Consider the following 23,647-nt stretch of genomic DNA (forward strand, 5'->3'; position numbering starts at 1 on the left):
AGAAAGGAGTTATGTCAATGGATTATTTGGCCCAGGTGATAACACTGTTCATGCAGTCGCTGAGCGCTTCCGCGTAGTAGTACGGCCGCCAGCATGACCTTGCGGCCCTCGGCATTACTTTCTCCTCGCGCGGAATCATCCTGAGCCTCGGTCGGATTCGGCTGGGGCTCAGGACTAGCGACGCGCCGTTGGCATCTACAGCGCTTCCCTCGGCTGCCACCCCCACTCCTGATCCCCTGCAACCGCTTTCGCGGTCTGACGGTGCATCCAGGCCGTGGCCGGCGTCGCAACTCATTTCATCTGAGGGTTACTCGCGGGGAACATGTTGAGCCATAGCTGAGTAACCTGGGAGACAGCTGCGAGGTACGGAGGGATTTCGATGCTCAGGCCAGCGGCGAGTCGCTCATAGCGGTCCGGCCACGATTCTGGCAGTTGCGGGAGGTTGTCAGGCGGTTCGGTGTGATCGCGTTCCTTCCATACGGATCGGACCGCGGCTGCTGCTCGTTCCGGTGCGAGCAGACTGTGTTCGAGCAAAATGTTGAGATCGACGAGGTCGCGGACCCGGGAGTTCTCACGTTCCCCGAAATCACGGAGCATCCCATGGAACTTCTCCGCCGCATGTCGGTGGATATCGACCGCTTCGACCTCGACTGCTGGAATGTCGGCGAAGGCCAGGGAGTTGGGTATCGCGAGTTTGTCGGTGGCATGAAGTTCGTGGGACCGGGGAGACACGTCGAGTTGAATGCGTCCGAAGGGCTTGTCGGCCAGTTGAGCGCTGACGTTGGTGCGCCAAGTGGGGAACCCGCCGCTGTCGTCGCGTAGTCGTTCTGGTGGGTTGGCGGTGAAGATGAAGTAGTCGCGGTCTCGGTCGGGGGTGAGGATGTCGATGAGTCGCTCGTGGAGATCGACCGTGCTGTTGACGTCGTCGCGCAGCCCAAGGTCGATGTCTTTGGTCAGTCGCGCACCGTCGTGTAGACGCACCTCTAGCGCCATACCGCCTTTGAGTACCCACTGCCCCGGCTCTGCCGCTTGGATGCGGGCGATTATGCGTTCGAACATCACCCGTCTGCGTAGCCGGTCCAGGCTGGTCCTGGTCTCGGTAGATCGCGCCAGCAGTCGGCGCTCCAATGCGGTGCGCAGTGCTTGCGCGGATTGGTAGGTCATGATGTCTCCGCCTGTTGGATCGCACGTTCGATGTACAGCGCGGCACGGGGGTCGAGGCTCTCGGCGCGGGAGCGGAGGCGGCGAGTGGTGATGAGGCCGGTGCGCCGCGCGTCATCGATCGCACGGGCGAGTTGGTCTTCGTCGGACGCGTTCGTGGCGATGTCAACGAGGGTGCGCAGTGGCGTGGTCACCCTGTACCCCGAGCGTTCGGAGACATCATCTGCGGGCAGGTGAGCATAGTGAAGGGCTACGGCATCGTCGTGCATAGTGAATCCTGGTGGAACCGTAAGGTGAATACGTCCGGATTCGAACTCGCCGATGCCATGCACTGTCGCGGCGGACTCGTGTGACACCACTGCTCGGCTTCGTGACCACAAAGTCCAGCGTGCGAGTTCATCATGCGTGCCAGGAACCCACTCGACCAGGCGGAACAGGCCGCGATCAACGCGCCACCAGTTGCCGGCTTCAACGTGATGGGCCTGCGCTTGGTAGGAGTAGCCCAGTGACTTCGCCTGTGCGGCAGTGAAATAGCCGCCCTGCTGGGCGGCGGCTTCGAAGAGTCGCCGACGGCGTTCGCGTCGATCGGTGGACACTGCCCTATAGTACAGTAAAACTTTAGTTCCAGAATGAACCGATCGATAGAAATCAACTTTAAGTTGAGTATTGCTGGCCGCAGGGTTCTCTCCGAGAGAAGTCGACGGGCTCGGTGTGGATCCACCGACCGGCGGCGGGATCTTTCGAATCGGTGACATGTGTCGGTCCTCGGTGGGAAGCTCGGATTAACCGCACGTGTCGGACTCCGGGAGTACACATGGTCGAGAGAGCGAGTACGCAGGCGGCCACCAACGGCAAGGTGGTGACGGCTCAGCGGCCCGAGGACATCCGCAATGTCGTACTGGTCGGGCATACCGGTTCGGGGAAGACGACGCTGGTCGAGGCGTTGGCCATGGAGACGGGGGCGGTGACCCGGGCCGGGAGGGTCGAGGACGGCACCTGTGTGTCGGATTACGACGACATCGAGCAACGTCAGCACAGATCGGTGCAATTGTCGGTGGTGCCGGTGGCCTGGGAGGGGATAAAGATCAATCTCCTGGACACACCAGGGTATGCCGATTTCGTCGGCGAGCTGAGGGCCGGTCTGCGCGCTGCGGACGCGGCCCTTTTCATTATTTCCGCCGCCGCGGGCGCCGAGGGCGTCGGCGGGCAGACCCTGGCGCTGTGGGAGGAGTGCGCCGCGGTGGGCATGCCCCGGGCGCTGGTGATCACCCATCTGGACGCCGCCCGCGCCGACTTCGACGACATGGCGCGCACGTGCGCCGAGATGCTGGGCGGCGGCGCGGCCGATCGTGTTCTGCCGCTACATCTTCCGGTGTACGGAGAGCCTGGCGGCGACGGGCATCGCCCGGTGGTCGGGCTGGTCGATCTGCTCACCGAGCGGGTCTTCGACTATTCCGCCGGTCTGCACACCCAGACCGCGCCGACGGCCGACCAGTCGGCGGCGATCGAGCAGGCACGCGGCCGGCTGCTCGAGGGCATCATCGCCGAGAGCGAGGACGAGACCCTCATGGACCGCTATCTCGAGGGTGAGGAGATCGACCTCGCGACGGTGGTCACCGATCTGGAACGCGCGGTCGCACGTGGCACCTTCCACCCCATCCTGATCGCCGCGCCACCGCCGGAGGGCGCGCGCGAGGGACTGGGCATGGTGGAGGTGCTCGACCTGATCACCCGCGGATTCCCCACGCCCGCCGAACACGTCGTCGCCGCGTCCGATCCGGTACACGGCTCCGCGCCCGCCGGGCTGGCCTGCGATCCGAAGGCCCCGCTGGCCGCCGAGGTGATTCGCACGACGTCGGATCCGTATGTGGGCCGCCTGTCGCTGGTGCGGGTGTTCGCCGGAACGCTGCGCCCGGACGAGACGGTGCACGTCTGCGGCCACGGACAGAGCGGGCACGACGCGCCGGATCACGACCATGACCTGGACGAGCGAGTGGGTGCGGTGTCCGCGCCGTTCGGCAAGCAGCAGCGCCCGCTCGCCGAGGTCATCGCCGGGGATATCGCCTGTGTCAGCAAGCTCGGGCACGCCGAGACCGGCGACACCCTGTCCGCGCGCGAGACCCCGCTGCTGATCGAGCCGTGGCCGATGCCCGAACCGCTGCTGCCCGTCGCGGTCCAGGCGCACAGTAAGGCCGATGAGGACAAGCTGTCCCAGGGCCTGTCCCGGCTGGTCGCCGAGGACCCGACGGTCCTGCTGGAACAGAACGGGCAGACCCATCAGTTGGTGCTGTGGTGCCTGGGCGAGGCGCATCGTGATGTCGCGCTGGAACGGCTGCGCTCGCGGTTCGGGGTGCAGGTGGACATGATCGACCACCAGGTCGCGCTGCGCGAGACGTTCGCCTCCACCTCGTCCGGGCGCGGGCGGCACGTCAAACAGTCCGGCGGTCACGGCCAATACGCGATCTGCGAGATCGAGGTGAATCCGCTGCCGGGGGGTTCCGGGATCGAATTCGTGGACAAGGTGGTCGGCGGGGTCGTGCCGCGACAATTCATTCCATCCGTGGAAAAGGGCGTGCGTGCCCAGGCCCTGCGGGGCGTGGTGGCCGGGTATCCGCTGGTGGACGTGCGGGTGACGCTGTACGACGGCAAGTCCCACTCGGTCGACTCCTCCGACGCGGCCTTCCAGACCGCCGGGGCGCTGGCGCTGCGCGAGGCCGCGACGGCAGCTCGGCTGAGCCTGCTCGAGCCGATCGCCGAGGTGAGCGTCACCGTTCCGGACGACTATGTCGGCGCGGTGCTGAGCGACCTGTCCAGTCGCCGCGGCAGGGTTCTGGGCACCGAACCAACAGGGCCGTCCTCGGCCGCGCGCACCGTGATCCGCGCCGAGGTACCCGAACTCGAATTGAACCGTTACGCAATCGACCTGCGCTCCCTGTCGCACGGCGCGGCCCGGTTCACCCGCGCGTACATCCGGCACGAGCCGATGCCGCAGCAGTTGGCCGACGGTATCCGCACGAAGGCGGGTGCACCGGTCTGAGCGGAGCCCCTCTCCGGTGGGTCACCGCCGATCAGCGCCCATTATCCTGGGAGGCATGGCAGCAGGTAAGGGCGGCGGCAAGCCGTCGAAGGAAGCGAAGTCCGCGGAGAAGGCGGCGCGCAGGCAGGCGTCCAAGGAGCGGCGCAAGCAGCTCTGGCAGGTGTTCCAGATGCAGCGCAAGGAAGACAAGCTCCTGCTGCCGCTGATGATCGGCGCCTTCGTCGGTATCACCGTGATCTTGGTCGTCATCGGCCTGTTCATTCACATGCAGTGGTACCTGCTGCCGATCGGCCTGGTGCTGGGTGGTCTGGTGGCGTTCATCATCTTCGGCCGCCGCGCCCAGAAGCACGCCTACACGCGTATGGAGGATCAGGCCGGTGCGGCCTGGTGGGTGCTGGACAATCTGCAGGGCAAGTGGCGGCCCACCCAGGCCGTCGCCGCGACCGCCCAGCTCGACGCGGTGCACCGCGTGCTCGGCCTGCCCGGCGTCATCCTCGTCGGCGAGGGTTCGCCGCACCGGGTCAAATCGCTGCTGACCCAGGAGAAGAAGAAGGCCGCCCGGCTGGTCGGCGACACCCCGATCTACGACATCGTCATCGGCAACGACAAGGATCAGGGCCAGGTCCCGCTCAAGGAACTGCAGCGCTACCTGACCAAACTTCCCCGCAATATCGATGCCAAGCGCATGGATCTGCTCGAGGGGCGCCTGACCGCCCTGGCCACCCGCGGCGGCCCCGCGCTGCCCAAGGGCCCGATGCCCGGCGGCGGCAAGATGCGCGGCGTGCAGCGCACGGTGCGGCGGCGCAGCTGATCGGTCGGCGACTAGCGGGAGCGGACGAGGCCGGTTCCGGTCGCGCGGTCGTGCATGCCGCGGCCGTCGGAGTCGGCGAACAGGGCCGGGACCACGAAGATCAGCAGGATCTGGCGGACCAGGGCGCGGACGAAGCCGACCGGGGCTGCGGCGTCGACCCGGGTTACTCGCATGCGCAGGAAGAACTGGCCGGGGGTGAAACCGAACAGCGTCACGGTGACGATGCCCAGCACGAACCAGACCAGCAGGGTCGGGGTGGACAGCGCGCTGGTGATCGCCTCGAAATGCGAGGGCGGCTGCTGACCGGCCGCGACGTGCATCTTCGCGATGATGTGGCCGGGGTTGGGGCGCACGATGAGCGCCGCGAGACCGGTCGCGATGATCCAGTCGACGAACAGGCCCACGGTGCGTCGCGACATCGAAACCAGCGATCCCGCACCGGATTCCGGCATTCCCAGCAGCTTGCCGGGGTACTCGTCGGGATCCGGGCCGCCGCCTGCCTCCGCAGCTTGGGATCCGGACAGCCAGGAACCGGTGATACGCGCCATGCATTCAGCGTAGCCACGGCCGTGGGAGCGTAGAGACCGGCCCGACAGGATGTGATATTCGACCGACCGCCCCGAACGGTTCGATGTGACGACATCAACACGGTCGCGATAATTTTCACGGCCTTTACATCCGCCAACGTGCGGCAATGGCAGGATATGCCTGCCGGTGGAGCATGCTCGGCGATTGCCTGGCCGACTCCGACAACGCGGGTGGGCGCTGACCCGCAGGCGAGCACGACGTGTAACACTGGCGAAACACAGCCTTGATTGCGGGGAAACACCGCGTCCATAACGTTCAGCAACGATGCCCAGCAATCGGCACAGGCTGGGAACCGATCCGTAAGGAGTACTAAGTGGCGTTCAGCACGGCCGACGAGGTCATCAAGTACATCAAGGAGGAGGAGGTCGAATACGTCGACGTTCGGTTCACCGACCTCCCCGGCGTAGCGCAGCACTTCTCGATCCCGGCCAAGGCCTTCACGGCCGACCTGGCCGAAGAGGGTCTGGCGTTCGACGGCTCCTCGGTGCGCGGCTTCCAGTCGATCGACGAGTCCGACATGCTGCTGCTGCCCGACTTCAGCACGGCGCGTCTCGACCCGTTCCGCGCGGCGAAGACGCTGAACCTGAACCACTTCGTGCACGACCCGTTCACGCGCGAGGCCTACAGCCGCGACCCGCGCAACATCGCCCGCAAGGCGGAGGAGTACCTGCGCTCGACCGGTGTCGCGGACACCGCGTACTTCGGCGCCGAGGCGGAGTTCTACATCTTCGACTCGATCCGCTACGACTCGGCCATGAACGGCTCGTTCTACGAGATCGACTCGATCTCCGGTTCCTGGAACACCGGCGCCGAGTTCAACCCGGACGGTACCCCCAACCGCGGCTACAAGGTTCGGCCGAAGGGCGGCTACTTCCCCGTCGCGCCGTACGACCACTACGTCGACCTGCGCGACAAGATCTCGACCAACCTGCAGAACGCCGGTTTCGAGATCGAGCGCGGCCACCACGAGGTGGGCACCGCCGGCCAGGCCGAGATCAACTACAAGTTCAACACCCTGCTGTCCGCGGCCGACGATCTGCAGCTGTTCAAGTACATCGTCAAGAACACCGCGTGGGCCGAGGGCAAGACCGCCACCTTCATGCCCAAGCCGCTGTTCGGTGACAACGGTTCGGGTATGCACGTGCACCAGTCGCTGTGGAAGGACGGCAAGCCGCTGTTCCACGACGAGGCCGGCTACGCGGGCCTGTCGGATCTGGCGCGGCACTACATCGGCGGCATCCTGCACCACGCGCCGTCGCTGCTGGCGTTCACCAACCCGACCGTGAACTCCTACCACCGCCTGGTGCCGGGCTTCGAGGCCCCCATCAACCTGGTGTACTCGCAGCGCAACCGCTCCGCCGCGGTCCGCATTCCGGTCACCGGCAACAACCCGAAGGCCAAGCGCCTCGAGTTCCGCGCCCCCGACTCCTCGGGCAACCCGTACCTGGCCTTCGCCGCCATGATGATGGCCGGCCTGGACGGCATCAAGCGCAAGCTCGAGCCCGCAGCCCCCGTCGACAAGGACCTCTACGAGCTCCCGCCGGAGGAGGCCAAGAACATCGCCCAGGCCCCCACCAGCCTGTCCTCGGTGATCGACAAGCTCGAGCAGGACCACGACTACCTCACCGAAGGCAACGTCTTCACCGAGGACCTCATCGAAACCTGGATCGAGATCAAGCGCACCCAGGAGATCGCCCCGGTCAACCTGCGGCCGCACCCGTACGAGTTCGAGCTGTACTACGACGTCTAAATCGTCTGCAACACAAGCTCATTCCTGAGCCCCGGTCGAATCTGACCGGGGCTCAGGGTATTTCAAGGCTCTCCCATTTCCATGGAGGAGATCGATCCTCCGGACCGCCGGGTTTCGGTCTGCCTTGGGCGCCGCGAGACAACCAGCGCCGGCGCGATTCGATTGGTAGCGTTCTCGTGTGGCACAGATTCGAGAAGCCGACGAGATACCCGGCTTGTCCGGCGGCGGTCCCTACAGCTGGCACCCCGAATTCCTGAACGACCATCTCTTCTGGCTATCGCATCTGGCGGCTTTCTTCCACGATTCCGTGGTGGACCGGTTGCTACTCGGGCCGGACTATGAGGCGGCCTACGAATACCGGGACGCCATCAACGCCCTGCCGGACTGGCCGCTGTTCATGGTCCCGCTCGAAGACGGTCGTCGCGTTTACCTCTGCTACTGCACCCTGCCTGATGATATCGGCGTCGTCTTCTTCATCCACGACCCCCGAAACTCCCGGACGTTAAGAGCGGCCGACGCCGAGCGTGGCCAGGACGGCTACCTGTATTGGCCCGAACTGCTCGGCCTTTCCGACACCGACGGTCGTGCTGCGCGGCTGCTGCTGCTCCTGCCGATGCTCGAATTCGAGGACCTGCCCACCGACGCGGCGGCGATCCTGTCAGCGGCCCTCACCGAACTGACCGCCGTGGACGAACCGGATGAACTCGCGGCTACGCTCATCGCGAGTGGTACCCGATCGCTCGTTCAGCGCCGGGCCGCGTTGCCTTCCTGAGTCGGCGGGGCGGCGATCGGCGGGCTCACGGACGAGGCCACGGCTGCTTGAATAGCGATGTCGCGCGGGTGAATTAGGCAGGCCTGTTTCTAAAGGTCGATGACGACTTTGCCCTTCACGCGTCGACCCGCTTGGAGTTCGACTGCGGTGCGGATTTGCTCGATCGGGAAGTTTGCGGCGATGGGGACACGGAGTCGGCCGGTCGCGATCAAGTCGGCGAGTGCTTCCAGGGCGCCGGGGGTGGCGTTGGCTCCGTTGGCCGGTGTGATTCCGTCGATCTGGGTGGCGATGGTGGTGATGCGGGCGTCGGGGACGCCGAGTGCCCTTGCGGCGTGCACTGTCTCCGTTCCGAAGAGGTCGATCGCAGCGGTAACGCCGCCGGGGGCGAGGGTACGGACCCGGTCCTCCAAACCGTCGCCGTAAGCGACGGGCTCGGCTCCTAGATCACGCAGTAATCGGCCGATGCCGCCGATCCCGTCCCGATCACGCGCGCCCCCGCGATCCGGGCCAGTTGAACGGCGAACACGCCGACTCCGCCGCCCGCGCCACCGATCAGCACCGTGTCATCCGGTCCAGGCTCGATGACTGCCAGGGCGGCCGATGCCGTGCGTCCGGCGATCGTGAGGGTGGCGGCCGTGCGGTCGTCGACGCCGTCAGGGGTGTGATGGGCTTCGTTCGCCGCGGCGCCGCCGGCCACGTCGATCACCACGAAGTCGGCGACCGCGCGCGACAGGGCGCCGCCGAACACTCGGTCGCCCGGCGCGAAGCCGGTCACTCCGTCACCGACCTGGTCGACCACTCCCGCATAGTCGGTCCCGAATCCGACCGGTAGCGTCAAGCCGAATCGGCCGGCGGTATCCGCATCAGCGGTCATGAACCAGTCCATCGGGTTGAGCCCGGCAGCGGTGACCCGGACACGAACCTGTCCCGGTCCGGCCTCTGGAATGGGAACCTCGCGGATATCCAGTACTTCAGGGCCGCCGAACGAATCGAGCTGAACCGCCCGGCTTCCGCGATCACTCCACACCGGCATGCTCGCCTGCCTCTCGGTAGAAGGAACACAGCGAAACGGACTATGCTCCGCTTATATGGGCGACTGTAACACAAACGGAGCGTGATCCGTTTTGACTGAGGCGGAGACCCGCGCGCCACGGGCGGACGCAACCCGTAACCACGACCAGTTGCTCGCGGTGGCGACCCGCGTGTTCGCCTCGGCTGACACCGAGCCGTCGATGCGTGCGATCGCCCGTGCGGCCGAGGTCGGCATCGCCACGCTCTACCGGCACTTCCCCACCAGAGAGTCGCTGGTCGATGCGGTCTACCGAGGCCAGGTCGTGCGGCTGACGACCGGCGCCCGCGAGCTGCTCGACCAACTGCCGCCGGCCGCGGCGATGCGGCGCTGGATGGACCTGTTCGGCGACTGGATCGCGACCAAGAACGGCATGCTCGACACACTGCTGGCGATGATCGAGACAGGCGAGATCGCCCACGGCCAGACTCGAACCGAGCTACTGGCCGCCATCACCACAATCCTCGACGCCGGCCACGCGGCCGACGACCTCCGCCGAGACGTCCCCGCCGAAGACATCGCCGCGAGCCTCATCGGCATCTTCACCGTGGCCCCCAAACCCCACCGAGAAGTCCTCGCCAGCCGCCTGCTGGACCTCCTCATGGATGGACTGCGGCCGCCAGCCCGCCGGTAACCGCACGGGCGATAGGCCAACACTCCACAGTCTGCGTAGGTGGCCCTGCCGAGGAACACCTCGACCAGCCGTCTCTATCGCGAAGCGCCGCTGATATCGAGGGTGCGCGGTGTCAGCTACGGCCCGCACATCGGCTACTCGAGACTGGTGGTGGGGCTTGACGATCTGTAAGACCATCTCGCCGCCCGTGAGTGAACGTCCGGCCGCGAGTGGAGCTGGTCATGTATGAAATCCTACCCATTGCATACATTGGTGGGTAGGATTTCATACATGACCAGCTCCGGGAAGCGCTTGTTCGAGCGGCTGTCACAGCTACCGCCGACGTTCACCGCGCACCTAGCGGCGGTCGTTGGGCTCTCTGCGCGTGATTTGGCGGCGCTGCGGGATGCAGGTGAGGTCGATGAGCTTTCGCATGGCGTTTACCGGCGTGCTGACGCCGAGTCGACTGCGCACCTCGATCTGCTCGCTGTGTGCACACGAGCGCCGCGTGCGGTCGTGTGTGGGGAATCTGCTCTGAGTCTGCACGAACTCATCGATGACATTCCGCACGAGGTTCGCATCGCCGTACCGCGTGGCAGCCACCGGCCTTCGATCAAGTACCCGCCCACCCGGGTCTCGCAGTACGCAGTCGCTACCTTCGACTTCGCGATCGAACAGTTCGAGGTGGCGCCGGGAGAATCTGTTCAGGTCTACAGCGGAGCCCGGTCGATCGTCGATGCCATGCGCTCGAGGGGCGCGGAGGGACGTAGTCTCGCGCTATCCGCGCTCAACCGCTATCTGCGCCGTAGCGGTCAGCAGGGTGTCGCCGACCTCCAGCGCGCCGCACGTGAACTCGGTGGGATGTCCGTCCTCCGTCCAGCCATAGAAGCGGTGCTTGCCTGATGCCGAATCCGACTCGCGATACGACCGCGGGCCGCGTTTACAACGACCTGCGGAACCTGGCTCGCCGTAACGGCGCTCCCACAGACCAAGTCATGCTCGAATACCTGCTCGAACGCTTCCTCTACCGCATCAGTGTCCACCCGCTCGGCCAGCAGCACTTCGTCCTCAAAGGTGGCCTTCTGCTCGCCCAGTTCGGAGCGCGGCGTGTTACCCGCGATATCGACATACTTGGCCGGGCATTTCCTGGAGAGGAAGAGGAGATCATTCGTCGGATCACACAGATCGCTGGTACAGATGTCGATGATGGTGTGATCTTCGAATCCGACACTCTCACAACCGTGCCCATTCGTCAGGACGACGAGTACCACGGCCTGCGACTGGCCATGAATGCAACGCTCAGTCGCGCACGCCTGAAGCTACAACTCGACGTCAGCTTCGGCGATCCCATCACTCCCTCCCCGGCACGGATCGAATACCCCCAATGTCTGACAGCGGCGACCTTCTCGCTCTACGGCTATCCGATTGCCACGGTCATCGCCGAAAAACTCTCTACTGCAATCGCTCTCGGCGATCTCAACACCCGAGATCGTGACTATGCGGACCTCCATCAGCTCATCACTCGTCACCAACTCGACGGCAATGAACTAACCACCGCGCTGCACAACACCGCTAGCCACCGGGGCATCCAACTACGCTCACTCACCGACGCGATTTCTGATTTACCGGTTCGACGCCAAGCGCCTTACACCGCGTGGCGCCGCCGCCAAGGCGAAGCAGGCAAAAACTACCCCGACAACTTCACCGATCTCGTCGCCACCGTCATTGGTTTTGCCGACCTACTTACAGTCGATACGGCGCAAAACCTTAGATGGGATCCCACCACCCGAGCATGGCTGGCGAAGTAGCCGAGGCCGAAATCGGCCTCGGCTCAGGCCGTTTCGATTAGCCGCCGAAGCGGGCCAAGACCGAGGTGGCCTCCTGGGAGGCGGTGCCTTCCTGGGCGAGGTGGGCCATTTCGGGGGCGATTTCGCGGCCGTGGTGGGCCATGGCTTGGGCGTACAGGCGACCCGCGCGGTAGGAGGAACGGACCAGCGGCCCGGCCATGACGCCTGCGAAGCCGATTTCGGTGGCGACGCGGGAGTGTTCGACGAATTCTTCCGGCCTGACCCAGCGGTCGACCGGGTGGTGGCGGGGGGAGGGGCGCAGGTACTGGGTGATGGTGAGGATGTCGCAGCCGGCCTCGTGCAGGTCGCGCATTGCCTGGGTGACCTCTTCGGGGGTTTCGCCCATGCCGAGGATGAGGTTCGACTTGGTGACCAGGCCGGCCTCGCGGGCGGCGGTCAGGACCGACAGGGAGCGCTCGTAGCGGAATGCGGGGCGGATCCGCTTGAATACGCGCGGAACGGTTTCCAGGTTGTGCGCCAGCACCTCGGGGCGGGCCGAGAAGACCTCGGCCAGTTGCTCGGGCTTGGCGTTGAAGTCGGGGATCAGCAGTTCGACGCCGGTGTGCGGGTTGAGGCGCTTGATCGCGCGCACGGTTTCCGCGTACAGCCAGGCGCCGCCGTCGGGGAGGTCGTCGCGGGCCACGCCGGTGATCGTGGAATAGCGCAGGCCCATCGCCTGGACGCTCTCGGCTACCCGGCGCGGCTCGTCGCGGTCGAGTTCGTCGGGCTTGCCGGTGTCGATCTGGCAGAAGTCGCAGCGGCGGGTGCACTGCTCGCCGCCGATCAGGAACGTGGCCTCGCGGTCCTCCCAGCATTCGAAGATGTTGGGACAGCCCGCCTCCTCGCAGACCGTATGCAGCCCTTCGCGTTTGACCAGGCCCTTGAGCTCGGAGTACTCCGGGCCCATGGTGGCGCGGGTGCGGATCCACGCGGGTTTGCGCTCGATCGGGGTCTCGGCGTTGCGAGCTTCGATGCGGAGCAGTTTCCGGCCGTTGGGTGAAACCGGATTACTGGGTGTCGGGGTGTCGACGGAGGTCACTCGACCGATGCTACGCCAGCGATCTCAGCCCTCGGCTCCGGCTCCGATCGGTGTGACGTGCGCGATATCGTGATCGCAGATCGGCAGCTGACCGTCCAGGGCGCGCACGATCGCCTGGGACACCCGCGGCAGCACCTCGGTGACCGTGACGTCGCGGCCCAGTTCCCGGGACAGCGTCGTGACACCGGCGTCGCGGATACCGCACGGCACGATCGCGTCGAAACCGTCCATGGCGCAGTCGCAGTTGAGCGAGATGCCGTGCAGGGCAACGCCGCGTTCGACGCGCACGCCGATAGCGGCCACTTTGCGCTCGGGTTGCAGGGAGTTGGCCGGAATCCAGACGCCGGACCGTCCGGGCACGCGACCGCACTGCACGCCCAGATCGGTGCACACGCAGATCAGCGCCTCCTCCAGCCGTCGCACGTAGTCGACGACGTCGACCGGCTCGGCCAGCCGCACGATCGGATACCCGACCAACTGGCCCGGACCGTGCCAGGTCAGCTTGCCGCCGCGGTCGACCCGCACCACCGGACTGCCGTCGGACGGGCCGTCCTGCGGTTCGGTGCGGCGGCCCGCGGTGTAGACCGCGGGATGCTCGAGCAGCAGCAGGTGATCCTGCCCCTCGCCCCGCGCGCGCTCGGCGGCGATGGCGCGCTGCGTATCCCAGGCGCTCTGGTAGTCGACCCGCCCGAGGTAGTCGACGACGACCGGCGACTCGTCGAAACGCGCGGACTCGGTGAGCCGACGGGCGGGCGGGATGACCGGAAGCGCGGAGGTGTCGGTTACGCCGGGCGACACTGCGCTGTTCGAAGGCTCACTCACGACGCGAACGTTACTTTATCGTGACCGGAATCAACGACATCCGTGGTGGCCAGTGTGAGCTGCATCAAAGTGAGATCCATCCATCGATCGAACTTGTGACCCACTTCCGGGAGTACCCCCACGGTGCGGAAGCCGAACTTCTCGTGCAATGTGATGGACGTCGTATTGGACGATTCGATCGCGGCGATCACCGCGTGCACCGTGCCGGCCCCGCGGGCTCGTTCGAGCAGCTCGGTCAGCAGGGCCGTGGCGATGCCGAGGCGCTGGAACCCCGGGGCCACATACACCGAATTCTCCACGCTGAAGCGGTATCCGGACTTGGGCCGCCACTGGCCGTAACTGGCGTATCCGGCCACGGTGCCGTCGATATCGGCGACCAGCACCGGGAAGCCGCCCGCCGTGCGCGTGCGCCACCAGGCGAGCCGCTCGTCGAGGCCGACCGGTTCGGTATCCCAGATCGCGGTGGTCTCGGCGATCGCGGTGTTGTGGATCGTCAGGATCTCCGGCAGGTCCGTCTCCCGGGCGTCGCGAATCGATACCGCCTGTTGCTGCGCAGTCACCACCCAACGGTAGCCGGGGCTCCGTAATCCCCGAACTCCCCTGATTCGGTAGTGAGCAACATCATCCGGACGATCGCGGAACAGAACGGATCCGCCGTGCGCCGATAGGCGAGAAACGGGTCAGCGCTGGAAGACCGAGGTGAGGGCCTGCCCGATGGTGCGATGCTGGAACTCGTATCCCGCTTGTTCGAGAGCGGCGGGGATGGCTCGGGGGCCGTGCAGAATCGCCTCGTCGGCGAATTCGCCGACCACCGCGCGCAGTGCGATCGAGGGCACCACCAGTGCGGCGGGGCGGTGCATGATCCGGGCCAGGGCCCGGGTGAATTCGGCGTTGGTCACCGGTGCGGGACCGGTCGTATTCACCGGACCGGACACCGATTCGTGGGTGAGGGCGAACAGAATCGCGCCGATCTCGTCGGCCAGGGAGATCCACGGCATGTACTGGCGGCCGTTCCCGAGCCGGCCGCCCAGCCCCAGGGAGTACAGCGGCTCGAGCATCTTCAGCAGGCCGCCGTGCCGGGACAGCACCAGCGCGCTGCGCAGCCGCACCACGCGCGTCCCCGCGGCGGCCGCGGGCTGTGTCGCGTTCTCCCAGTCGCGGCACAGGGTGCTCAGGAAACCCGTTCCGGGCGGAGAGGTTTCGGTGACCACCCGGTCGCCCGTGCCGTCGTAGTAGCTCACGCCGCTGGCGTTGATCAGCGTCGGCACCCCCGCCGCGGCGACCGCGCCGGCCAGCACATCGGTCGGGGTGATCCGGCTGTCCCGCAGCTCCTGTTTGTAGCTGCCGTTCCAGCGCCGGCTCCCGATACCGGCGCCGCAGAGGTTGACCACGGCGTCCGCGCCCCGCAGGGCCCGCTCGGGCACCTGCGCCCGGGCGGGATCCCAGCCGAACTCGTCCGGGGCGGCGGCGGGGCGCCGCACCAGACGGCCGACCTCGTGCCCGTCCCGGCGCAGCGCCGCCACCAGGGCCGTGCCGATGAAACCGGACGACCCCGCGACCACAACCCTCATGCGTTACAGACCGAGATCGGCCTCGAACGCGGCCTCTTCCAGGCGGTGCCGGATGGTGGTGAGGAAGCGTCCGGCGTCGGCGCCGTCGATCAGCCGGTGGTCGTAGGTCAGCGGCAGATAGCACATCGAGCGGATGCCGATGAACTCGTCGCCGTTGTCCGAGATCACCATGGGCCGCTTGACGATCGCGCCGGTGCCCAGCATCGCCGCCTGCGGCGGGACCAGGATCGGAGTGTCGAACAACGCGCCCTGGCTGCCGATGTTGGTGATCGTGAAGGTGCCTCCGGCCAGCTCGTCCGGCTTCAGGCCGCCGGTGCGGGCGCGGTTGGCGATATCGGCGATCGCGCGGGCCAGGCCCGCCAGCGACAGGTCGCTGGCGTTGTGGATGATCGGGGAGAGCAGGCCCTGCTCGGTGTCCACCGCGATGCCCAGGTGCACGGCCGAGTGGTAGGTGACCTCCTTGGTCTCCTGGTTGTAGGAGGCGTTGACGTTCGGGTGCACGCCCAGCGCCTCGACCGCGGCCTTGGCGAAGAACGGCAGGAAGGTCAGGTTCACGCCCTCGCGATCGGCGAACGCGGCCTTGGCCTTTCCGCGCAGCGCGGCGATCTTGGTCACGTCGGCCTCGTGGGTCTGGGTGAGCTGCGCGGTGGTCTGCAGCGACTCCAGGGTCTTGGCCGCGGTGATCTGGCGGATGCGGTTGGCCTTCTGGGTGGTTCCGCGCAGCGCCTGCAGCGCCGGACGCACGCCGACCGGAGCGGAGGGAGCCTTCGGCGCGGCGGCAGCGGCCGGAGCCGGGGCCGCGGCCGCGGCGGGGGCCTTGGTGGCCTCGGCGGCAGCCAGGACGTCCTGCTTGCGGATGCGTCCGCCGACGCCGGAACCCGTGAGGGCGGCGAGGTCGACGTTGTTCTCCGCGGCCAGCTTTCGGACCAGCGGGGTCACGTACGGGGCGTCGGAACTGCCGTTGCCGGAGGCGGCGTGGGCGGGAGCAGCGGCGGGCGCGGGAGCCGGGGCCGGTGCGGGAGCCGGCGCAGGCGCGGGAGCCGGGGCGGCGGCCGCAGGTGCGGGCGCTGGAGCAGGTGCGGGCGCTGGAGCAGGGGCAGGTGCTGGAGCAGGGGCCGGTGCCGGGGCAGGTGCGGGAGCCGGCGCGGCCGCAGGGGCGCCGCTGCCGATCACACCCAGCTGACCGCCGACCGCGACGACATCGTCCTCGTTCGCAGTGATCTCCAGCAAGGTTCCGGCGACCGGCGACGGGATCTCCGTATCGACCTTGTCGGTGGACACCTCGAGTAGCGGCTCATCCACCGCAACCGAATCGCCGACCTGCTTGAGCCAGCGAGTGACGGTGCCCTCTGTCACGGACTCGCCGAGTTCGGGCATCTTGACCGAGGTGCCGGAGTCACCGCTCGATGCCTGCGCCTGGGCAGCCGGGGCCGGTGCGGGCGCGGCGGGCTGGGGCGCGGGGGCCGGAGCCTCGGGCTGCGCCTGGGCCTGCGGCTGCGCCGGGGCCTCGGCCTGCGGTGCGGGCGCGGCCGGTGCGGGCGCCGAGGCGGCCTCGTCGGCGGTGCCGATCACACCGAGCTCGCCGCCGACCTCGACGACGTCGTCCTCTTTGGCCACGATCTTGGTGAGCACACCGGCGGTAGGCGCGGGGATCTCGGTGTCGACCTTGTCGGTGGACACCTCGAGCAACGGCTCGTCGACCTCGACCGTGTCTCCTTCCTGCTTCAGCCACCTGGTCACAGTGCCCTCGGTGACGCTCTCACCAAGGGCCGGCATCTGGACGGAGAAGGCCATGTCCGTTGACTCCTATAACTGCTCGACGGGTCTACAACAGTTGTCTCTCGGTGGTCGCTCACCGCGGGTCGCGGCAGATGTGGCGAGTCTATGCGGTAGATGCGCCGGGCCCTCGGCGGTCGTATGAACTCCCGCCGCAGAGTCCGGAACGCACCGGCCGCTGCCCCGCCACCGAACGTTGTGTGGCACCGGAGATCCGTGTGGTTCTTGTTCCAGCTGTCCATCCTTGCACTCGCCGCCTCGGCACGTACCACAGGGCGTGTCGTGTCCCATGGTTTGCGCCGTCGGTCCATGTGCCCGGGTCGCCCTCAGCCCCGTCACAGGGGATGCTGGCACCATCGATGCATCGGGTGAGCGAAAGGAGCCGTGGACAGTACGCGGCGGGCCCGATGTTCGGAGCAGGAGGTACGCGGGAATGGGCTTGCTGGATCGTGTCCGTCAGGTGCGCGGGCCGGGCGGGAGCGATTCCCGGTATCTGGCCGACTGGGTGCGCTCCCATACCGGTGTCGAGGCGTACGTCGAACCCAGGACCACGGTGACCGATGTCACGGTGTGCCTGGTGGCCCATGACGGTGAGTGGACCCGCCGGGTTGTGGGGGAGCGGGGCGCGCATCGGCTGTCGGGCTGGCTCGGCATCCCCGTCTACGACGTGCGCCGCACCGGCTACCCCCAGCGCATGCGCGATCACGACGCGCGCCGCCGGATAGAGCGCAAACACGCGCTGGAGCGGGAGTTGCGCGGCTTCGGCGACTGAAAGGCTCGCGGAGTGATATCTCCGCGAGCCCTACGCCGTAACCGCTATTCGGCCGAGATGTCGTCCAGCACCGAGATCAGCGTCCGCACCGGAACGCCGGTGCCGCCCTTGGGCACATAACCGAACGGACTGCCGGTGTTGTATGCCGGTCCGGCGACATCCAGATGGGCCCACTGCACGCCCTCGGCCACGAACTCCTTCAGGTACAGCCCGGCCACCAGCATGCCGCCGAAACGATGCGGGGAGACGTTGGCCAGGTCGGCGACCTTGGAGTTGATGTCGGCGCGCAGTTCCGCGGGTAGTGGCATGGCCCAGCCGTTCTCGCCGACCTTCCGGGAGATCTCGGCGACCCGGTCGCGGAACTCCTCGGTGCCCATCACGCCCGGGGTGCGGGTGCCCAGCGCGACCAGTTGCGCGCCGGTGAGGGTGGCCACGTCGATCAGGTAGTCGGGATCGTCCTCGCAGGCCCGCACGATCGCGTCGGCCAGGACCAGGCGTCCCTCGGCGTCGGTGTTGATCACCTCGATCGTGGTGCCGCCGTACTGGGTGAGCACATCGCCCGGGCGCTGCGCGGTGGCCGAGGGCATGTTCTCGGCCATGGGCACCGTCGCGGTCACGGTGAGCGGGAGCCCCAGCTTGGCCGCCGCGATGGTGGCCGCGATGACCGCCGCCGCGCCGCCCATATCGGAGGTCATGTCCTGCATATTGGCGGCGGGCTTGATGGAGATGCCGCCGGTGTCGAAGGTGATCCCCTTGCCGACCAGCGCGACCTTCTTCGCCCCGCCGACGTGGGTGAGACGGATCAGCCGCGGCGGGCGCGAGGAGCCCTTGCCGACGCCGATGATGCCGCCGTAACCGCCTGCCGCCAAAGCCTTTTCGTCGAAGACCTCGACCTGCAGCCCGGCCGCTTCGGCCAGAGCCTTGGCGCGGTCGGCGAATTCGGCGGGGTAGAGGTGGCTCGGCGGGGTGTTGACGAAGTCGCGCGCCAGGGCGACGGCCTCGGCGACCTCGCGGGCGTGGCGGAACTCCGCATCGGCTGTCTCGTTGCCGGGATCGGCGACCAGCAGCTCGACCCGGGCGACCGGCTGTTCATCCGGCTTGGGCGCGGACTTGCCCGACTTGAACGCGGTGAAGGAGTACGCGCCCAGAAAGAAGCCCTCGGCGGCCGGACCGGTCGCGAGCAGCGACAGCGTGCTCACCGCGCGGCGCACGCCGGCCAACGATCGCGCCGCGACACCGGCCGAGCGGCGCACCTGCTCGGCATTGATCTTCTCCGTCGACCCGAGCCCGACCGCCAGCACGCTGGTCACTCCGGACAGTCCGGCGGGCGCCGGGATGCGGGTGAGCTCCTCGCTCTTGCCCTTCGCCCCGACCGCGCGCAGATTCTCCAGCACTGTGGCCAGCACGTCGGCGCCGATCGCGCCGGTGACGAACGCGTCGTCGCTCCCGGCCGCGAGGGTCGGGCCGTCCTCACCGATGACCACGCCGATGACCAGCACATCGGTAGCGGGACTGAGGGAATCGACCAGAGCCAGGTCCGGTCCGAGCGAACGGTCTGCAACAGCTGTCATGCGGACCAATCTACTGGTGATCACTTCCGCGCCAGGCTCACCGCGGCCGCCCCACCGGATAGGGTTGCCGCGTGACCGACGACAAGCTGCTGCGGGGGCCGATCCATGACGTGCACGTCGAACTGGGTGCGAAGTTCGCGCCGTTCGGCGGGTGGGAGATGCCGGTGTCGTATGCGGGCACGGTCGCCGAGCACCGGGCGGTGCGTGGCAGCGTCGGCGTCTTCGACGTGAGCCATCTGGGCAAGGCCACGGTGTCCGGACCGGGCGCGGCGGCGTTCGTGAACTCGGCGCTGACCAACGATCTCGGGCGCATCCGGCCCGGTAAGGCGCAGTACACCCTGTGCTGCACGCCCGAGGGCGGGGTCATCGACGACCTGATCGCCTATTACGTCGGTGACGACGAGATCTTCCTGGTCCCCAATGCCGCCAACACCGCCGCGGTCGTCGCCGAGTTGCGCAAGGCCGCGCCCGAGGGCATCACCGTCACCGAACAGCACCGCGACTACGCGGTCTTCGCGGTGCAGGGCCCGGAATCGGCGCAGGTCCTGTCCGCGCTCGGACTGCCGACCGAGATGGAATACATGGCCTACGCCGACGCGCGGTGGGACGGTCACCCGGTCCGCGTCTGCCGCACCGGTTACACCGGTGAGCACGGCTACGAGCTGCTTCCCCGCTGGGATGACGCCGCAGCCCTGTTCCGGGCGCTGGTGGCCGGGGCCCGCGCGGCCGGGGGCGAGCCGGCGGGCTTGGGCGCCCGCGACACCTTGCGCACCGAAATGGGCTATCCATTGCACGGACACGAACTGTCCCTGGACATCTCGCCCGTCCAGGCCCGCGCCGGATGGGCTGTCGGCTGGAAGAAGCCGGAGTTCTGGGGCAAATCCGCACTGCAACAGGAGAAGTCGGCCTGTCCGCGGCGAATCCTGCTGGGGCTGAAGGCTCTCGACCGTGGCGTGTTGCGGCAGGGGCAGGCCGTGCTGCGCGGCGAGGAGGTGATCGGGGAGACGACCTCGGGCACGTTCTCGCCGAGCCTCGAGGTCGGCATCGCGCTGGCTCTGCTGAACACCGATGCCGCCGTCGAGCCCGGCGACGAGGTTCAGGTCGACGTTCGCGGTCGTCGCCTGCGCGCCGAGGTCGTGCGCCCACCGTTCGTCACCCCCCACACCTCCTGACAATTCGCTCAGTGACGGGTGCGGCGCTGGCGAGTTGCTGAGCACTATGCACAGTGGCGCGGCACAGTGCTGTGCAGGATGGCGGACCTCGCGACGAGTCGCCGAGCGGGAGATCTAGGATCGGGTCATGACCGTTGCCGCACAGTTCACCCGCATTCCGCACCCATCACCCATCTCGGTGCAGCGACGGCAGGAAATCTTGACGGCGCCGGGCTTCGGCCGGTATTTCACCGACCACATGGTGTCGATCGACTACGCCGACGGGCAGTGGCGCGACGCGCGGGTCGAGCCGTACGGTCCACTCACGATGGACCCGTCCACCATGGTGTTCCACTACGGTCAGGCCATCTTCGAGGGGCTCAAGGCCTACCGGCAGAGCGATGGCAGCATCGCCACCTTCCGCATCGACGCCAACGCCGCGCGATTCCAGCGCTCGGCCCGGCGCATGGCGATGGCGGAACTACCCGAGGAACTGTTCATCGAGTCGGTGCGCCAACTGCTCGAGATCGACTCCGACTGGGTGCCCGCGGCCGGTGGCGAGGATGCGATGTACTTGCGGCCGTTCATGTTCGCCACCGAGGCCGGTCTGGGCGTCAAGCCCGCCGGGGCGTACAAGTACCTGTTGCTGGGTTCGCCCGCGGGCGCCTACTTCCCGCGCGGGCTCAAGCCGGTGCGGGTGTGGCTGTCCACCGAATACGTGCGTGCGGCGCCCGGCGGCACCGGCGAGGCGAAGGTCGCGGGCAACTACGCCGCGTCCCTGCTGGCGCAGCAGCAGGCCTCGGAACAGGGCTGTGACCAGGTGGTGTGGTTGGACGCGCACGAGCACCGCTACGTCGAGGAGATGGGCACCAACAACCTGTTCTTCGTCTTCGGCTCCGGCTCGCAGGCCAAGCTGGTGACCCCGGAGCTGTCCGGCTCGCTGCTGCCCGGCATCACCCGCGACTCGCTGCTGACCCTGGCCGCCGACTCCGGATACGAGGTGGAACAGCGCCGGGTCTCGGTCGCGGAATGGCGCAAGGGCGCCGAATCCGGTGAGATCACAGAGGTTTTCGGCTGCGGCACCGCGGCCGTGGTGATCCCGGTGGCTACCGTCCGCTCCGCCGACGGCGAGTTCACCGTCGGTAACGGTGAGCCTGGCGAGGTCACCATGGCCCTGCGCGACACTCTCACCGGCATTCAGCGCGGTACCTTCGCCGACATCCACGGTTGGATGCGCGCCCTCGCCTGATCGGGTAGCGCTCCGCGTAGTCGGTGAGGTAGCGCTCCGCGCAGTCGGTCGAGTAGCGCTCCGGTCGGTCGATCAGGTAGCGCTCCGCGCCGTCAGTTGTGTAGCGCTCCACTCAGTCAGTTGTGTAGCGCTCCACGCAGTGACCAGCCGAACGCGGTGATCAGGCCGCCGTGGATCGCCACACCCCGCCAGGCCTGACGGCCGATCGTACCGTCGGTGATGGCGATGGCGTCGACGCCGCCGAGCAGCGCGTTCAGAACGAGGTTGGCCAGCAGCGCGCCGCGCCGGGGCGCCGCACCCGCCGACCAGTTCGCGATGCCGGAGGCGATCAGCATGGCGCCGATCGTGCGCGTGGTGAACACGTCGAACGCCGTGGGATCGGGTTTCAGTCCGGCCGCGGCCGGGCGCGGATTCAACAGGGCCAGTGCGCCGATCGCGGCGTTGTAGACGGCTGCGCCACGCAGCAGTAGACGCGGTGTCATCGGACCGAGTGGGTCAGGGTGCCGTAGTCGACACCGGTGAGTCGTATGGACTCCGCCCAGAGTTCGCGGCGGATGTGTGCGTCGGTGTCGACCGGCGCGATGCGGATCGGATTGCCGCGCGCACGCAGGGGCGGTCGGCCGTCGGGCGCGTAGTAGTCACCGCCGCGCGTCTGCGGATCGGTCGCGGCCCGCAGCACCACCCGCGCGCCCGCGGCGGCGTCCGGCTGACCGAACAGCCTGGTGATCACGCGTATCGCCAGACTGGTCGCGCCGCGAACGTAGCGGCGCAACTCGGTGGGGGTGACGCCGGGTTCCATTGCGATACTGATGGTTTCGGCGCCCGCGACGGCCAGTCGATCGTTCAGTTCGCGTGCGAACAGCAGATTGGCGAGCTTGGACTGTCCGTAGGCGGCGGCCGGGGTGTATTTGCGCTGCCGGAAGTGCAGGTCCGCCAGGTCGATCGCGCCCTGGCGGTTGGCCGAACTGCTCACCACGACCACGCGGGAGCCCGGTACGCCCATCATCCGGTCCAGCAGCAGGCCGGTGAATGCGAAATGGCCCAGATGGTTTGTGCCCAGCTGTAATTCGTATCCGTCGGCGGTGTGCCCGGGCGGTGTCATCATCACCCCGGCGTTGTCGATCAACAGATCGATGCGGGGGAAGTCGTCGCGGATTCGTTGCGCCGCGGCGCGGATCGAATCCAGTGAGGTGAGGTCGAGCGGGTAGGTGCGCGTCGAGCCGCCGATTCCGGCGGCGGCGCGTTCGGCCTTGTCCTTGTCGCGGCAGGCCAATACCACCGTCGCGCCTCGCTGGGCCAGAACCCTGGCGGTTTCCAGTCCGATACCCGTATTCGCGCCGGTGATCACCGCCACCCGGCCCTGTTGATCCTCGATATCCGCTGTGGTCCAGTCGGTCATCGCATCCTCCACTGAGGTAATCTGTGATAATCGGGATGAGCATCCCGATTAGAACTATGCGGGATGGCCATCCCGTTTGTCAATGGAGAGGTACGCAGTGACCGAACCCGCCGGCCGCCCCCTCCGGGCCGACGCCCAACGCAACCGTGAACGAGTACTGGCCACCGCCGCAGAGGTTTTCGCGGCCGAGGGCCTCTCGGTGCCCGTGCACGAGATCGCCCGGCGCGCGGGGGTGGGTACGGGTACGGTCAGCCGTCATTTCCCCACGAAGGAAGCGCTCTACGCGGCCGTGCTACTCGAACGCATGCGGGAACTCGGCCGGTACGCCGACGGCTTGGCCGCGCAGAGTGATGCGGGCACCGCGTTCTTCGGGCTGTTCACTCGTCTGGTGTACGAGGGCACGGCGCATCGCGGCCTGGCGGAAGCCCTGGGGGGTTCGGGATTCGACATCGAGGCCGCCGCCACCGCCGCGGACTGCAACGTATCGGAGCGCCTGCGCCGCCTGATGGCGCAGGCGCAGCAGGACGGAGCGGTGCGTCCTACCGTGACCTTCGCCGATCTGAAAGCTCTCATCGCCGGATGCCTGGCCTACGACGGACCCGATCCGGAACGGGTGATCGATGTGATCCGCACCGGACTGCGGTCGTGA

At 67.5% G+C, this 23,647-nt stretch carries 22 protein-coding genes and 1 pseudogene; 11 read left to right on the forward strand and 12 right to left on the reverse strand.

Translation table 11 applies throughout. The features are described from left to right. Positions 1 to 291 precede the first annotated feature (291 nt). The gene (locus tag JZ791_RS14580) at positions 292 to 1,164 is read right to left on the reverse strand and encodes a nucleotidyl transferase AbiEii/AbiGii toxin family protein (RefSeq protein WP_216895063.1); all 873 of its coding nucleotides are present in this window, start codon (positions 1,162 to 1,164) and stop codon (positions 292 to 294) included. Then, positions 1,161 to 1,757: a type IV toxin-antitoxin system AbiEi family antitoxin domain-containing protein gene (locus JZ791_RS14585; RefSeq protein WP_216895065.1), complete on the reverse strand. Its 597-nt coding sequence runs from the start codon at positions 1,755 to 1,757 to the stop codon at positions 1,161 to 1,163. Before JZ791_RS14585 ends, JZ791_RS14580 begins: the two co-directional genes overlap by 4 nt. 218 nt (positions 1,758 to 1,975) lie before the next feature. Between JZ791_RS14585 and JZ791_RS14590 the strand changes: the two genes are divergently transcribed. Then, on the forward strand, positions 1,976 to 4,198 hold the full coding sequence (locus JZ791_RS14590) for an elongation factor G-like protein EF-G2 (protein ID WP_216895067.1): 2,223 nt from the start codon (positions 1,976 to 1,978) through the stop codon (positions 4,196 to 4,198). 55 nt (positions 4,199 to 4,253) lie between these two features. Continuing rightward, a complete protein-coding gene (locus tag JZ791_RS14595) occupies positions 4,254 to 5,009 on the forward strand; it encodes a DUF4191 domain-containing protein (RefSeq protein ID WP_216895069.1) in 756 nt (251 codons plus the stop codon). Between the two features lie 11 nt (positions 5,010 to 5,020). Here JZ791_RS14595 and JZ791_RS14600 read toward each other — a convergent pair whose 3' ends face one another. Continuing rightward, entirely contained in the window at positions 5,021 to 5,557 is a 537-nt protein-coding gene (locus JZ791_RS14600; RefSeq protein WP_216895071.1) for an RDD family protein, read from the reverse strand. 353 nt (positions 5,558 to 5,910) lie between these two features. On the opposite strand from JZ791_RS14600, the gene glnA reads away from it, so the two are divergent. Together glnA and JZ791_RS14610 are read left to right on the forward strand one after the other, a co-directional pair. Continuing rightward, a complete protein-coding gene (gene glnA, locus JZ791_RS14605) occupies positions 5,911 to 7,347 on the forward strand; it encodes a type I glutamate--ammonia ligase (protein WP_216895073.1) in 1,437 nt (478 codons plus the stop codon). A gap of 178 nt (positions 7,348 to 7,525) precedes the next feature. Continuing rightward, entirely contained in the window at positions 7,526 to 8,119 is a 594-nt protein-coding gene (locus JZ791_RS14610; protein ID WP_216895075.1) for a hypothetical protein, read from the forward strand. Positions 8,120 to 8,208: 89 nt separating this feature from the next. On the opposite strand, the pseudogene JZ791_RS14615 reads toward JZ791_RS14610, so the two are convergent. Then, positions 8,209 to 9,152 (reverse strand): annotated as a pseudogene (locus JZ791_RS14615) (NADP-dependent oxidoreductase). Positions 9,153 to 9,243: 91 nt separating this feature from the next. Between JZ791_RS14615 and JZ791_RS14620 the strand changes: the two are divergent. From JZ791_RS14620 to JZ791_RS14630, 3 genes are all read left to right on the forward strand, one after another. Continuing rightward, positions 9,244 to 9,822, forward strand: a complete 579-nt coding sequence (locus tag JZ791_RS14620) for a TetR/AcrR family transcriptional regulator (protein WP_216895077.1) — start codon at positions 9,244 to 9,246, stop codon at positions 9,820 to 9,822. A 225-nt stretch (positions 9,823 to 10,047) separates the two neighbouring features. Next, positions 10,048 to 10,704, forward strand: a complete 657-nt coding sequence (locus JZ791_RS14625; protein ID WP_216895079.1) for a type IV toxin-antitoxin system AbiEi family antitoxin domain-containing protein — start codon at positions 10,048 to 10,050, stop codon at positions 10,702 to 10,704. Positions 10,705 to 10,796: 92 nt separating this feature from the next. Continuing rightward, the gene (locus JZ791_RS14630) at positions 10,797 to 11,609 is read left to right on the forward strand and encodes a nucleotidyl transferase AbiEii/AbiGii toxin family protein (protein WP_216895081.1); all 813 of its coding nucleotides are present in this window, start codon (positions 10,797 to 10,799) and stop codon (positions 11,607 to 11,609) included. A gap of 37 nt (positions 11,610 to 11,646) precedes the next feature. On the opposite strand, the gene lipA is transcribed toward JZ791_RS14630, so the two are convergent. The 5 genes from lipA to sucB all read right to left on the reverse strand — a co-directional run bounded on the left by lipA (position 11,647) and on the right by sucB (position 16,874). Then, complete coding sequence (gene lipA, locus JZ791_RS14635) at positions 11,647 to 12,687, reverse strand: lipoyl synthase (protein ID WP_216895082.1); 1,041 nt, start codon at positions 12,685 to 12,687, stop codon at positions 11,647 to 11,649. 24 nt (positions 12,688 to 12,711) lie between these two features. Next, positions 12,712 to 13,446 carry a lipoyl(octanoyl) transferase LipB gene (gene lipB / locus JZ791_RS14640; protein WP_216895135.1) on the reverse strand — a complete coding sequence of 245 codons (735 nt, stop codon included), beginning with the start codon at positions 13,444 to 13,446 and terminating at the stop codon, positions 12,712 to 12,714. A 59-nt stretch (positions 13,447 to 13,505) separates the two neighbouring features. Beyond that, entirely contained in the window at positions 13,506 to 14,069 is a 564-nt protein-coding gene (locus JZ791_RS14645; protein ID WP_216895084.1) for a GNAT family N-acetyltransferase, read from the reverse strand. Between the two features lie 120 nt (positions 14,070 to 14,189). After that, positions 14,190 to 15,080, reverse strand: coding sequence for a TIGR01777 family oxidoreductase (locus tag JZ791_RS14650; protein WP_216895086.1), 891 nt, complete (start codon positions 15,078 to 15,080; stop codon positions 14,190 to 14,192). A gap of 3 nt (positions 15,081 to 15,083) precedes the next feature. Then, complete coding sequence (sucB, locus tag JZ791_RS14655; protein WP_216895088.1) at positions 15,084 to 16,874, reverse strand: 2-oxoglutarate dehydrogenase, E2 component, dihydrolipoamide succinyltransferase; 1,791 nt, start codon at positions 16,872 to 16,874, stop codon at positions 15,084 to 15,086. Positions 16,875 to 17,289: 415 nt separating this feature from the next. Between sucB and JZ791_RS14660 the strand changes: the two genes are divergently transcribed. Continuing rightward, positions 17,290 to 17,628 carry an oxidoreductase gene (locus JZ791_RS14660; protein ID WP_216895090.1) on the forward strand — a complete coding sequence of 113 codons (339 nt, stop codon included), beginning with the start codon at positions 17,290 to 17,292 and terminating at the stop codon, positions 17,626 to 17,628. 44 nt (positions 17,629 to 17,672) lie between these two features. Here JZ791_RS14660 and JZ791_RS14665 read toward each other — a convergent pair whose 3' ends face one another. Then, positions 17,673 to 19,199 carry a leucyl aminopeptidase gene (locus JZ791_RS14665; RefSeq protein ID WP_216895092.1) on the reverse strand — a complete coding sequence of 509 codons (1,527 nt, stop codon included), beginning with the start codon at positions 19,197 to 19,199 and terminating at the stop codon, positions 17,673 to 17,675. A 71-nt stretch (positions 19,200 to 19,270) separates the two neighbouring features. On the opposite strand from JZ791_RS14665, the gene gcvT reads away from it, so the two are divergent. Both gcvT and JZ791_RS14675 read left to right on the forward strand, forming a co-directional pair. Further along, positions 19,271 to 20,371, forward strand: coding sequence for a glycine cleavage system aminomethyltransferase GcvT (gene gcvT, locus JZ791_RS14670; protein WP_216895094.1), 1,101 nt, complete (start codon positions 19,271 to 19,273; stop codon positions 20,369 to 20,371). A gap of 127 nt (positions 20,372 to 20,498) precedes the next feature. Then, positions 20,499 to 21,599, forward strand: a complete 1,101-nt coding sequence (locus JZ791_RS14675; RefSeq protein ID WP_216895096.1) for a branched-chain amino acid aminotransferase — start codon at positions 20,499 to 20,501, stop codon at positions 21,597 to 21,599. Between the two features lie 116 nt (positions 21,600 to 21,715). On the opposite strand, the gene JZ791_RS14680 is transcribed toward JZ791_RS14675, so the two are convergent. Continuing rightward, on the reverse strand, positions 21,716 to 22,081 hold the full coding sequence (locus tag JZ791_RS14680) for a hypothetical protein (RefSeq protein ID WP_216895098.1): 366 nt from the start codon (positions 22,079 to 22,081) through the stop codon (positions 21,716 to 21,718). After that, positions 22,078 to 22,998 (reverse strand): oxidoreductase, encoded by a 921-nt coding sequence (locus JZ791_RS14685; protein WP_216895100.1) that lies wholly within the window; start codon positions 22,996 to 22,998, stop codon positions 22,078 to 22,080. The genes JZ791_RS14680 and JZ791_RS14685 overlap by 4 nt, the downstream gene beginning before the upstream one ends. A gap of 97 nt (positions 22,999 to 23,095) precedes the next feature. Between JZ791_RS14685 and JZ791_RS14690 the strand changes: the two genes are divergently transcribed. Next, positions 23,096 to 23,647 carry a TetR/AcrR family transcriptional regulator gene (locus tag JZ791_RS14690; protein WP_308162926.1) on the forward strand — a complete coding sequence of 184 codons (552 nt, stop codon included), beginning with the start codon at positions 23,096 to 23,098 and terminating at the stop codon, positions 23,645 to 23,647.

The organism is Nocardia alni (assembly GCF_019038435.1).
GTDB classification, from domain to species: domain Bacteria; phylum Actinomycetota; class Actinomycetes; order Mycobacteriales; family Mycobacteriaceae; genus Nocardia; species Nocardia alni.

Bases quoted from the DNA above. Each gene is read 5' to 3' on its own strand.
- JZ791_RS14580 (WP_216895063.1), bottom strand. From the start codon at position 1,164: ATGACCTACCAATCCGCGCAAGCACTGCGCACCGCATTGGAGCGCCGA.
- JZ791_RS14590 (WP_216895067.1), top strand. From the start codon at position 1,976: ATGGTCGAGAGAGCGAGTACGCAGGCGGCCACCAACGGCAAGGTGGTG.
- JZ791_RS14595 (WP_216895069.1), top strand. From the start codon at position 4,254: ATGGCAGCAGGTAAGGGCGGCGGCAAGCCGTCGAAGGAAGCGAAGTCC.
- JZ791_RS14600 (WP_216895071.1), bottom strand. From the start codon at position 5,557: ATGGCGCGTATCACCGGTTCCTGGCTGTCCGGATCCCAAGCTGCGGAG.
- JZ791_RS14625 (WP_216895079.1), top strand. From the start codon at position 10,048: ATGAAATCCTACCCATTGCATACATTGGTGGGTAGGATTTCATACATG.
- JZ791_RS14630 (WP_216895081.1), top strand. From the start codon at position 10,797: ATGCTCGAATACCTGCTCGAACGCTTCCTCTACCGCATCAGTGTCCAC.
- JZ791_RS14650 (WP_216895086.1), bottom strand. From the start codon at position 15,080: ATGAGGGTTGTGGTCGCGGGGTCGTCCGGTTTCATCGGCACGGCCCTG.
- sucB (WP_216895088.1), bottom strand. From the start codon at position 16,874: ATGGCCTTCTCCGTCCAGATGCCGGCCCTTGGTGAGAGCGTCACCGAG.
- JZ791_RS14660 (WP_216895090.1), top strand. From the start codon at position 17,290: ATGGGCTTGCTGGATCGTGTCCGTCAGGTGCGCGGGCCGGGCGGGAGC.
- JZ791_RS14665 (WP_216895092.1), bottom strand. From the start codon at position 19,199: ATGACAGCTGTTGCAGACCGTTCGCTCGGACCGGACCTGGCTCTGGTC.
- JZ791_RS14675 (WP_216895096.1), top strand. From the start codon at position 20,499: ATGACCGTTGCCGCACAGTTCACCCGCATTCCGCACCCATCACCCATC.
- JZ791_RS14680 (WP_216895098.1), bottom strand. From the start codon at position 22,081: ATGACACCGCGTCTACTGCTGCGTGGCGCAGCCGTCTACAACGCCGCG.
- JZ791_RS14685 (WP_216895100.1), bottom strand. From the start codon at position 22,998: ATGACCGACTGGACCACAGCGGATATCGAGGATCAACAGGGCCGGGTG.